The organism is Streptomyces sp. NPDC093064 (assembly GCF_044754605.1).
GTDB lineage: Bacteria > Actinomycetota > Actinomycetes > Streptomycetales > Streptomycetaceae > Streptomyces.
Genome location: NZ_JBIVPK010000093.1, coordinates 4,759 through 15,082 on the forward strand (window position 1 = coordinate 4,759; position 10,324 = coordinate 15,082).

The window sequence follows — 10,324 nt, forward strand, 5'->3', positions numbered from 1 at the left end:
TGCGGCGTTTGCGTCGGGCCGTGGCCGGTGTCTGGGATGGGTCGTCGTTCAGGCCTCGCGGCGGGATGTCACCGTGAACTGGGCGCCGTCCCGGTCGCGGAGTACGGCCTCGTCGGGGCCCTCGCGCAGGACGCTGCCGCCGTGGACCTCGGCGGCGCGGGCGCAGGCGGCCACGTCGGCCACGCGGAAGTGGATCTGCCAGTGCGGGCGGATCGTGGGGTCCGGCGCCTCCTCCAGCGCGCCGGACTCGATACGCGCCACGACCTCGCCGTGGCTGCGCAGCACCACCTCGTCGCGCTCGTAGCGGACCTCGCAGCAGCCGGGCCGCCGTGAGGCCCAGTCCAGGACCTCGCCGTAGAAGATCGCGGCGTCGAAGGCGTCGCGCGTGTGCAGCCGGATGAAGGCCGGCGCGGCCTTGCGCCAGGTCTCCCAGTCCGTGAAGAGGTCACCCTCCCAGATCCCGAAGGTCGCGCCGTCCCGGTCGGCCAGCAGCGCCGCACGCCCCGGCGGGAAGGAGATCGGGCCGACCGCGGCCGTACCGCCGCGTTCCTGCACCCGTGCGACGGCCTGGTCGGCGCTGGGCACGGCGAAATACGGCGTCCAGGCGACCGCCATCTGCCACATGGTGGCCACCGCGCCGATCCCCGCGACCGGTGCGCCCTCCACGAGCGCGATGCGGAAGTGGTCGCCGAGTCTGGCGGGACGCCACTCCCAGCCCAGCACCGCCTGGTAGAACTCCTCCGTGGCCTGGAGATCGTGGCTGGTCAGGCTCACCCAGCAGGGCGCCCCGCACACCGAGTGCGTGGAGACGACGTCGGGGGAACTACCGGAAGGTGTCCTGTCGTGGTTCATGGCCCGTCCTGGTCGTGTCAGACCGGTTTCCACCAGCCTGACACCAGTGTCCGACCGGCGCACGGAAGACGCCTGCCGAGTACCCGCCGGACGCCGCCGAAACGGCGCGGGGCACGGCCGCCCCCGCACGGCCGCCCTCGTACGTCGGGCGAGCCGTGGCGAGGCTCACCCGGCCTCGGCGAGCAGCTCCTCGCGCAGATGGGCGAAACACCCGCTGAGCAGGCGCGAGACATGCATCTGCGAGATGCCCAGCTGCTGCGCGATCCGGCTCTGCGTCATGCCCCGGAAGAACCTGAGGTACAGGATGGTGCGCTCGCGTTCGGGCAGCGCCTCCAGACAGGGCCTGACCGCCACCCGGTCCACGACCAGGTCGAACCGCGCGTCGGCCTCGCCCAGCCCGTCGCCGAGCGCGTAGCCGTCCGTACCGGGGACCTCCGCCTCCAGGGACAGCGCGGCGAAGCAGTCCAGGGCCTCCATCCCGGTGTGCACGTCGCTCACGCTCAGTTGTGCGTACTCGGCGATCTCGGCCACGGTCGGCGTCCGGCCGGGCGTGGTCTGCGCCAGCTCCTTCGTGGCGCGCCGTACCCGGTTGCGCAGGTCCTGGACCCGGCGCGGCACGTGCAGCGTCCACATGTGGTCGCGGAAGTGCCGCTTGATCTCCCCGGTGACCGTCGGCACGGCGTACGCCTCGAACGCGTAGCCACGCGCCGGATCGTAGTGGTCGACGGCCTTGACCAGGCCCAGCGCGGCCACCTGGTACAGATCCTCCAGGGCCTCGCCGCGCCCGCGGAACCGTACGGCGATCCGCTCGGCCATGGGCAGCCACACCTGTACCAGCTCGTCCCTCAGCGCTTTGCGCTCGGCACCGTCGGGCATGCGGGCAAGCCGCTCGAACGCCTCGGCGGTGTCGGGGGCGTCGTCGTGCGGATGGGTCTTCGTTCTGCCGGTGGTACGCATGAGCTGCGCCTCCCTCAGCAGGTGCTGGATGGACGGACACCTTGGGAGGGGCGGGGCTCGGACCGGACGGAGATGAACATCGGGGCCCGGCGCGCCGGCTCCCACGGACGTGCCTCCTGTCCGAAGCACTGGACTCGGGATTCCCGAAGTCGGCGATTTCGAAACTGTTCCGGGAATGCGGTGACGGTATGCGACCGCACGAATATCAATTGTTGTCCAGAATCCGGAGAATCGCCACCGGAGGAAATGCGTGCATTTCCATGGCGGTGCGAATGCGGAAGCGCCCGCCGGTTCCGCGCCGTGCCGGAGCCGCCCCCGTACCCGCCTCCCGCCCGTCTCCGACTCCGCCCGCCGCCGTGCCAGGGGCATCCTTGACCGGCTTTTGGGGTGATTACCTCTGCTACAGAGGTAATCTGGCGGACGTGACCCCGGAGACCTTCCCCGAAGAGCTGGCCGACGCCCTCGTCGGCGTCCAGCGGCTGATCCGCCGCCGGCTGCGCGCCGGGATGACCGTGCCCCGGGTGCGCGGCGCCGAGAACGAGCTGCTGCGCCTGGTCGAGGGCCGCCCCGGCATAGGCGTCTCCGAGGCCGCCAAGGAGCTGCACCTGGCGGGCAACTCCGTCTCGACGCTGGTCAACCAGCTCGTCCGGGACGGTCAGTTGATCCGTGAGACGGACCCCGCCGACCGGCGGGCCGCGCGCCTGCTGCTGACGGAGGCCGCCAGGTCCCGCCTGCGCGAGTGGCGGGAGCGCCGCGCGGCACTCGTACGCCATCAGGTGGACCGGCTCGACGAGGCGGACCGGGACGCGCTGCGCGTGGCGATCCCCGCCCTGCGCAGACTGGCCGAGAACCTGCACGAGGAGGCCGATCGCCCATGACCCGGAACGCTGCCGCCGAGCCGGCCGACGACGCCGTCGCCTGCACCCGACTCGCCTACGCCTTCGGCGACACCAAGGCCGTCGACGGCGTGGACCTGTCCGTGCGCCCGGGCGAGGTGTTCGGGCTGCTTGGTCCGAACGGCGCCGGGAAGACCACGGCGATCCGCTGCATCACCACCCTCCTGCCGGTCCCCTCCGGCATGGTCCGCGTCTTCGGCCACGACGCCGCCTCCGACCGCATGGCGGTACGCCGCCTGCTGGGCTACGTCCCGCAGCAGCTGTCCGCGGACGCCGCCCTCACCGGCCGGGAGAACGTCATCCTGTTCGCCCGTGTCTTCGACGTCCCGCGCCGCGAACGCGCCGACCGGGTCGCCCAGGCGCTGACCGCGGTAGGTCTGGCCGACGCCGCCGACCGGCTGGCGAACACCTACTCCGGCGGCATGGTCCGCCGCCTCGAACTCGCCCAGGCCCTGGTCAGCTCACCCCGCCTGCTGATCCTCGACGAGCCGACGATCGGCCTGGACCCGATCGCCCGCACCGGGGTGTGGGAGCACATCGGCGCCGTCCGCGCCGCCACCGGCATGACGGTCCTGGTGACCACCCACTACATGGACGAGGCCGACACGTACTGCGACCGGGTCGCCCTGATGCACCGCGGTCGCATCCGGGCCCTCGGCACCCCGGCCGAGCTGCGCGAAGGGCTCGGCGAGCGCCTCCGCTCCCAGGGCGCCCCGGCCACGGACCCGCTGCCCACGCTGGAGGACGTCTTCCGCGACGTGGCCGGCAGCGGCCTCGACGACACCTCAGGAGGCTTCCGCGATGTCCGAAGCACCCGCCGCACCGCGCACCGCGTCGGCTGACGCCGTCAGCGCCGACGACATCGGGCTGCTGCTGCGGCCCCCGCAGCCCCGCGCCGGCTGGCGGCTGCTGCCCGCCCGGGTCGTCGCCATGTGCGCGGTGGAACTGCAGAAGCTCCGCCACGACCGCACCGAGCTGTACACGCGCGCGGTGCAGCCCGCCCTGTGGCTGCTGATCTTCGGTCAGACCTTCACCCGCATCCGGGCGATCCCCACCGGCGGCATCCCGTACATCAACTTCATGGCACCGGGCATCATCGCCCAGTCCGCCATGTTCATCGCGATCTTCTACGGCATCCAGATCATCTGGGAGCGCGACGCGGGCGTCCTCAACAAGCTCCTGGTCACTCCGACCCCGCGCTCCGCCCTGGTCACCGGCAAGGCGTTCGCGGCCGGGGTGAAGGCACTGATCCAGGCGATCGTCGTGATCGTCATCGCCGCCCTGCTCGGCGTGGCGCTGACCTGGAACCCGCTGAAGCTGCTGGGCGTCGCCGCGGCCGTCGTCCTCGGCTCGGCGTTCTTCGCCTGCCTGTCGATGACCATCGCCGGCATCGTGCTCAGCCGCGACCGGCTGATGGGCATCGGGCAGGCGATCACGATGCCGCTGTTCTTCGGCTCCAACGCCCTCTACCCGGTCGCCGTCATGCCCGGCTGGCTCCAGGCCGTCAGCAAGGCCAACCCGCTCAGCTATCAGGTCGACGCCCTGCGCGGGCTGCTGCTCGGCACCCCCGCGCACCTCGCCACCGACTTCGCCGTCCTCGTGGTGGCCGCCGCGCTCGGCATCACCGCGGCCTCCGCGCTGCTCGGCCGGCTGGCCCGCTGACGGCGCCCGGCGGACCGCCGGCCGCGCCGCCCGTCGGAGTGATGTGCGGCACGCCCCGGAGGCCGCCTCGACGGCCCGCCGGCGAATTCCTCCTGTCCACGGCTTGATCAGCGATCAAAGACGGCGAATTCCCCGGCCGCGGCGCATTCCGCACATTTGACAGTGCGCTGAGCGCGCGGATAGGAAGCAGCTCTTGGAAGTCGAGAGGTGCATTGTGTACGAGCCGAACGTGGTCGGGGACTGGCAGGAGTACGAGGAGCATGCCGGTCTGCGCGTCCGCGTCCACCGCCTGGAGCGGTCGGAGCCGCCGCGGGGGCGCGACGAGGCCGCCGAGGGGCTGACGTACTTCCGCCTCCGCGTCACCGTGGAGAACCGCGGCACGCGGCGTTTCTGCGTCCACCTGGAGGACGGGCAGATCGACGTGCGGATCGGCCCCGACGGGGAGGGCGCGTTCGTCGACTGGCGCAACTCGCAGTTCGTCGAGGGCTTCGACGTCTATCCGCTGCGCCGGGTCACTGCGGTGCTGTACGCGGCGGGGCCGGAGGCCGCCCTGTCCCAGATCGACGCGCAGATCCAGCTGCGGGTCGACGACGACTGGACCTCTCGCGCGCTGTGGACCGGCTGTGTCGACGGGCACGAGGAGCCCGCCGGGACCGGCACGCCCGCGGCCGGCGGGCAGGGCGGGCTGGCGCACCAGATCAGCACCTTCCTGCGCGACCAGGCGGGACCGGGAACCACGGGCTGATCCCGCCGCCGTTCCGTACGCCGCCGCGCCCCGCCGCGCCCCGCCGGGCTCCGGTGCGCCCGCGCCGTCAGTGCGGGATGCCGTCGATGATCTCCCGGGCGCCCTGGCGGAGCAGGGCGACGGCGACCGATGTGCCGAGTGTGGCCGCGTCCAGCCGGCCCGCCCACTCGTGGGCGTTCAGCCGGGTCTTGCCGTCGGGGGTGAACACACAGGCCCGCAGCGAGAGTTCTCCAGCGCGGTCGACGTGCGCGTACCCGGCGATCGGGCTGTTGCAGTGGCCCTGGAGCACATGCAGGAACATGCGTTCCGCGGTGGCCGCGCGATACGTGCCGGGGTCGCCGAGCGCGCCGACCGCCTCGATGAGTGCGCCGTCGCCCTCCCGGCACTGCAGGGCGAGGATGCCCGCGCCGATCGGCGGCATCATCGCCTCCGGGGACAGCACCTCGCTGACGACGTCCGCACGTCCGATGCGCTCGAGGCCGGACACGGCGAGCAGGAGCGCGTCCGCCTCTCCCGCGGCGAGTTTCTCCAGCCGCCGGTTGGCGTTGCCGCGGAACGGCACGCACGCGAGGTGCGGGTGGGTCGCCGCGAGCTGGGCGATACGGCGCACCGCGGACGTCCCGACGCGGGTGCCGGCCGGCAGCTCGTCCAGGGTGAGCCCGCCGGGGTGCACGAGGGCGTCGCGGACGTCGTCCCGCTTCAGGAACGCGGCGAACGTCGTACCGGCCGGAAGCGGCCGGTCGGCGGGCACGTCCTTCAGGCAGTGCACCGCGAGGTCGGCCTCGCCGGCCAGCAGCGCGGCGTCGACCTCCTTGGTGAAGGCGCCCTTGCCCTCGACCTCGGACAGATCCCCCAGCCACTTGTCGCCGGTGGTCCGCACCGGGACCACCTCGGTGCGCACACCGGGGTACGCGGCGGCCAGTTCGGCGCGGACCCGTTCCACCTGGGCGAGTGCCATGGGGGAGTCGCGGGAGACGATACGGATCAGTTCGGGGACGGACATGCGGGACACAATAGACCTCGGCGCGGGCGCCCGGTGGCGCTGTCGGCCGCCCGGCGTACGGAACTTGACGCCCTGTCACCACTAACCAGGCCCGCACTTCTCCAGGTCCGTCACCCTTCCAGGTCGTCGGGCAGGTCCACCACCGCGGCCTCCTCGGGGGTGAGGTCGGGGCGCAGCCGCAGCCAGGAGGGCTGGCGCAGCATCCCCGCCCGGGTGCGCACGCTGTAGCGGACCTCGCCGACCAGGCGCGGCAGCACCCAGTGCGCCCCGCGCACCGCCGGTACGGGGTCGAAGGGGCACGCGTCGGTCGCCAGGACCGCGAGCAGCGCGGCGAGCTCGGACCGCTCCGCCTCGCTCCAGCCGGTGCCCACACTGCCGACGTAGCGCAGCCGCCCGCCCGCGCGCCGGCCCATCAGGACGGCGCCCGGCAGGCCCGTCAGCCGCCCCTTGCCGGGCAGCCAGCCGCCCACGAGGATGTCCTCGCTGCGCATGTTGCGGATCTTGATCCAGGCCCGGGAGCGCACCCCCGGTTCGTACACCGAGTCCAGCCGCTTGCACATCAGGCCCTCCAGGCCGTGCTCGCGGGTGGCGGCCAGGGCCTCGGCGCCGTGGCCGACGACCGCCGAGGGCGTCGACCAGTACGGACCCGTCAGGCCGAGGTCCTCCAGGCGCTCGCGGCGCCGGACGTAGGGAAGCGCGAGCAGCGGGCGCGTGCCCAGGTGCATCACGTCGAACAGGACGAGGTGGACGGGGACCTGGGCGGCCCTGCGCGCCGCCCGGCCGGGGGCGTGGGCCAGCCCCATGCGCCCCTGGAGCAACTGGAAGCTCGCCCGGCCCTGCTCGTCCAGCGCCAGCACCTCCCCGTCCAGGATCGCGGGCGTGGCGCCGAGCACCCCGCCGAGGGGCCGCAGTTCGGGGTAGGCGGCGGTGATGTCCTCACCGGAGCGGGCCCGCAGCAGCAGCCCGCCGTCACCGGGCAGATAGGCCACCACGCGCTGGCCGTCCTGCTTCGTCTCGTACGCCCACCGCGCGTCCTGAGCGGCCGGCGGGAGCGGGCCGGGCGTGGCCAGCATGGGCGGGATCAGCGGCAGGGTCACAGCAGAGATGTCGACGAACCGACATGCCGCCACGCGCGTCGGGCGGCACTTTCCCCTGAACGGGTTCCGTGCGGCTGAAAGGGTTCCCCGCGGCGGCATGTGCGCTGCGGGCCCGCCGCGGATAGGGGAGCGGAGGCCCTGTCGCCGGGGGCGGAAAACGCTGTCACGATCGGCGGAGACCGTTACGACGACCATCGGAGCGCGCGGATGACGACGGACACGGGCACGGCGGGCGGGCGCGGGGCCGGCGGGATCGAGGTGAGGCCGGTCGCCGGGTACATCGGGGCCGAGATCACCGGAGTGGATCTGGCCGGAGGGTTCGACGACGCCGTGGCCGCGGAGATCCGTGCGGCGGTACTGCGCTGGAAGGTGGTGTTCTTCCGCGGGCAGCGGCTGGACCACGCCTCCCACGTGGCCCTCGCCCGCCGCTTCGGCGAGCCGGTGGTCCTGCGGCGGCGCGGTGGTGCGTCACCGCCGGACGTGCCCGAGGTGGAGACCACCGCGGACCGGCTGGAGCTGGGCGGGCGGTTCGGCATGGACCACGAGGAGTGGCTGCGGCGCCGCCGGCACACGCTGCTGCGCGGCTGGCACTGCGACCACGGCGCCCGCGTCGACCCGCCGGCCGCGACCATCCTGCGCGCCGAGTTCGTCCCGCCGTTCGGAGGCGACACCACCTGGTCCAACCTGGCCGCCGCCTACGCCGGGCTGTCGGAGCCGGTGCGCGCCTTCGTCGACGGGCTGCGCGCCGAGCACCGGCTCGGGGTCGGCTACCAGCCGCGGCCCGGGGACGACGCGTACGTCCGCCACCTGATGGGCCACCAGATCGCCACCGTGCACCCGCTGGTACGCGTCCATCCCGAGACGGGCGAGCGGCTGCTGTTCGTCAACGGCTACTACGTCGAGCAGATCGAGGGCCTCTCCCGGGCGGAGAGCGCGGCGATCCTGGAGATGCTGCTGGAGCAGGCGGTCCGGCCCGAGTACACGGTCCGGTTCCGCTGGGAGCCGGGCAGCGTGGCCTTCTGGGACAACCGGGCCACCATCCACCTGGCGCCCGGCGACAGCGCCCACCTCGACTTCCCGCGGATCATGCACCGGGTGATGCTCGCCGGTGACGTACCGGTCGGAGCGGACGGCAAGCCGTCCGAGCCGGTCACCGGCAGCGAGCCGGGCCGCTGGTGACCGGTTCGGGCGCGGCCGGTACGCCGGCGGTCAGGTCAGGGGGATGGTGACCTCGTCCTCTACGGGCGGGGCGATCTCCTGGGCGCGTCCGCCGGTCGCCGCGAAGCAGCGCAGCCGGACCGCCTCCCCGGTGACGTCCAGACGCAGGAACGACTTGAAGAACGGCGGGCTGTACGTGGCCGAACTCGGCGAGAACAGCTGGGTGTAGAGTTCGCGCACCGGAAGGCGGAAGCGGGCCCGGCGCTCCGGGCGGCGGCCGGCTCCGAGCAGGCTCGCCACCAGACGGACGCGCCGGGTGACCCGTACCGGCGCGCCTCTGGGACGGACGGACGGGACGCCGAGCCGCTCGGCGACGACGGCCATCGCCTCGGCCTCGCTGAGGGTGAGGAAGCGGCGCAGCCGCAGACGGCGGGCGTACACCCTGCTGTAGAAGGCCAGGGAGTCGCCGCGCAGCGGATAGCAGCGGAAGTCCGACTCGGTGACGTTCGCGACGGACACGCGCGGGATGGTGTGGGTGGCGTGCATGAACGCGCCCCCGCCGCCGGAGACGACGTACTGGACGGTGCGGCCGTCCACGTCGACCGGATAGCGCTGGTAGTTGTGGATGTCGCCGCCGATCGCCGCCACATAGCGGTGGGCCGGGTCGCGCACGATGTCGTCGACGGTGCCGCCGCCCTCGATGGGGCAGGGATGGTGCTCGCCGTCCACGTACAGCGGTGATCCGGTGAGGAGGATCTTCGGGCGGGGCCCTCGTGAGACCTCCCGCAGCCAGGCGCCCTGCTCGGCGTCGATCGTGCCGAGCAGACCGGTGTCGATACCGACGATCCGCAGCGGACCCGCGTCGATCGCCCAGTACGGGCCCGGCTGGACGGCCTGTTGACCCGGTTGCGACCTCAACTTCCGGGCCTCGGTCAAGCCTTGCTCGTCCACCGGGCGCGGCCGGTGCCACAGCAGCGCACGCCACCAGGCACGGCCGAGCGGCCGGGGCCTCGGCTCGGGCGGCAGCGGCGGGGCGTCGTCGCAGAAGACGCGCATGAAACCGCCGAGGTCCTCGTACCAGTCGTGGTTCCCCGGTATCGCGTAGATCGGCGCCGGATAGTCCTGATACGGGCGGAAGAACTTGGTGCCGTAGTCGTCGGTGCTCCCGACGGGATAGATCACGTCACTGGTGATCACGGCGAACGACGTTTCCCGGCCGGCCTGCAGAAGGCCGGGTACGACGGCGTACTGCGAGTCGTCGCCCGCGCCGGTGTCCCCGATGACAAGGAAGGAGAAGCGGTCCCCCTCCGGTCGCCGTATCACCTTGTCCGCCGGGGCGCCGGCCGTCGTCCGCTGCGCCACCCACCGGTCCCGGGTGCGGCCCGTGGGGTCCCCGAACCAGGAGGCGACCACCCCGTTGCGGGCGGCCCACAGGACGCGCGGGTCGAGCCAGGACAGCTTCCGCACCCTGGCGGGGAGTAACTGCTTGTACGAGCCGGGTTCGACGGCCGTCCAGCCGGCGCCTTCGACGGTATCGCGTGAGGAGTCAGACACGCGGTGCACCGTAACAATGATCATGCCCTGCGTACGAGAGGGGTCCGGCGATCGAGCGCCGGACCCCTCCGTGGTCAACTCGCTCGCTAGTGCCCCGGCAGGCAACGTTTGCCCGTCAAGGAGCGGCGTCCGGTGCGTGCTCTGGGGGTCCCCCCTGCTCGAAGAGCTTGGGGGAGTACCGGCCGGAAGTCCTCGTACTGGACGTACTTGGGCTTTCGGCCGGTGCGGCGAGTGGGGGTCCCCCTGCTCGAAGAGCTCGGGGGAGCGTGCCGGGCGTCGCGACGGGGCGAACGTTGCCTGTTGGGGCACTAGTAGTACTTCGTTAGGTTGGTTTGATCTTGGGTGCCGAGTCCGGCAGGCTGCCCGTGTGGACTTGGGGGAGATCGAGCAACTCCGGGGT

At 72.7% G+C, this 10,324-nt stretch carries 10 protein-coding genes; 5 read left to right on the top strand and 5 right to left on the bottom strand.

Going from position 1 to position 10,324, the window contains the following annotated elements; genetic code table 11:
* Positions 1 to 48 precede the first annotated feature (48 nt).
* Together ACIQFZ_RS41820 and ACIQFZ_RS41825 are read right to left on the bottom strand one after the other, a co-directional pair.
* Complete coding sequence (locus tag ACIQFZ_RS41820) at positions 49 to 852, bottom strand: VOC family protein (protein ID WP_365426729.1); 804 nt, start codon at positions 850 to 852, stop codon at positions 49 to 51.
* Positions 853 to 1,017: 165 nt separating this feature from the next.
* Positions 1,018 to 1,809, bottom strand: coding sequence for a SigB/SigF/SigG family RNA polymerase sigma factor (locus ACIQFZ_RS41825; protein ID WP_361413636.1), 792 nt, complete (start codon positions 1,807 to 1,809; stop codon positions 1,018 to 1,020).
* A gap of 422 nt (positions 1,810 to 2,231) precedes the next feature.
* Here ACIQFZ_RS41825 and ACIQFZ_RS41830 point away from each other — a divergent pair, with 422 nt between their 5' ends.
* The 4 genes from ACIQFZ_RS41830 to ACIQFZ_RS41845 all read left to right on the top strand — a co-directional run bounded on the left by ACIQFZ_RS41830 (position 2,232) and on the right by ACIQFZ_RS41845 (position 5,112).
* Entirely contained in the window at positions 2,232 to 2,687 is a 456-nt protein-coding gene (locus tag ACIQFZ_RS41830; protein WP_365426725.1) for a MarR family transcriptional regulator, read from the top strand.
* Entirely contained in the window at positions 2,684 to 3,547 is an 864-nt protein-coding gene (locus ACIQFZ_RS41835; protein ID WP_365426723.1) for an ATP-binding cassette domain-containing protein, read from the top strand. The genes ACIQFZ_RS41830 and ACIQFZ_RS41835 overlap by 4 nt, the downstream gene beginning before the upstream one ends.
* Entirely contained in the window at positions 3,507 to 4,367 is an 861-nt protein-coding gene (locus ACIQFZ_RS41840; RefSeq protein ID WP_402693809.1) for an ABC transporter permease, read from the top strand. Before ACIQFZ_RS41835 ends, ACIQFZ_RS41840 begins: the two co-directional genes overlap by 41 nt.
* Before the next feature lie 214 nt (positions 4,368 to 4,581).
* Positions 4,582 to 5,112 (top strand): hypothetical protein, encoded by a 531-nt coding sequence (locus ACIQFZ_RS41845; protein ID WP_365426717.1) that lies wholly within the window; start codon positions 4,582 to 4,584, stop codon positions 5,110 to 5,112.
* Between the two features lie 67 nt (positions 5,113 to 5,179).
* Here the strand turns inward: ACIQFZ_RS41845 and hemC are convergent, their stop codons facing one another.
* Together hemC and ACIQFZ_RS41855 are read right to left on the bottom strand one after the other, a co-directional pair.
* The gene (gene hemC / locus ACIQFZ_RS41850) at positions 5,180 to 6,115 is read right to left on the bottom strand and encodes a hydroxymethylbilane synthase (protein WP_365426715.1); all 936 of its coding nucleotides are present in this window, start codon (positions 6,113 to 6,115) and stop codon (positions 5,180 to 5,182) included.
* Between the two features lie 110 nt (positions 6,116 to 6,225).
* Entirely contained in the window at positions 6,226 to 7,212 is a 987-nt protein-coding gene (locus ACIQFZ_RS41855; protein ID WP_365426741.1) for an ATP-dependent DNA ligase, read from the bottom strand.
* 207 nt (positions 7,213 to 7,419) lie between these two features.
* Between ACIQFZ_RS41855 and ACIQFZ_RS41860 the strand changes: the two genes are divergently transcribed.
* Complete coding sequence (locus ACIQFZ_RS41860) at positions 7,420 to 8,391, top strand: TauD/TfdA dioxygenase family protein (RefSeq protein WP_402693810.1); 972 nt, start codon at positions 7,420 to 7,422, stop codon at positions 8,389 to 8,391.
* A gap of 30 nt (positions 8,392 to 8,421) precedes the next feature.
* Here ACIQFZ_RS41860 and ACIQFZ_RS41865 read toward each other — a convergent pair whose 3' ends face one another.
* Positions 8,422 to 9,924: a metallophosphoesterase gene (locus ACIQFZ_RS41865; protein WP_365426710.1), complete on the bottom strand. Its 1,503-nt coding sequence runs from the start codon at positions 9,922 to 9,924 to the stop codon at positions 8,422 to 8,424.
* Between the last annotated feature and the right edge of the window lie 400 nt (positions 9,925 to 10,324).

What these genes read in the sequence shown, in the direction of transcription:
- hemC (WP_365426715.1), bottom strand. Translation starts at nt 6,115, where the DNA reads ATGTCCGTCCCCGAACTGATCCGTATCGTCTCCCGCGACTCCCCCATG.
- ACIQFZ_RS41820 (WP_365426729.1), bottom strand. Translation starts at nt 852, where the DNA reads ATGAACCACGACAGGACACCTTCCGGTAGTTCCCCCGACGTCGTCTCC.
- ACIQFZ_RS41825 (WP_361413636.1), bottom strand. Translation starts at nt 1,809, where the DNA reads ATGCGTACCACCGGCAGAACGAAGACCCATCCGCACGACGACGCCCCC.
- ACIQFZ_RS41835 (WP_365426723.1), top strand. Translation starts at nt 2,684, where the DNA reads ATGACCCGGAACGCTGCCGCCGAGCCGGCCGACGACGCCGTCGCCTGC.
- ACIQFZ_RS41860 (WP_402693810.1), top strand. Translation starts at nt 7,420, where the DNA reads ATGACGACGGACACGGGCACGGCGGGCGGGCGCGGGGCCGGCGGGATC.
- ACIQFZ_RS41840 (WP_402693809.1), top strand. Translation starts at nt 3,507, where the DNA reads ATGTCCGAAGCACCCGCCGCACCGCGCACCGCGTCGGCTGACGCCGTC.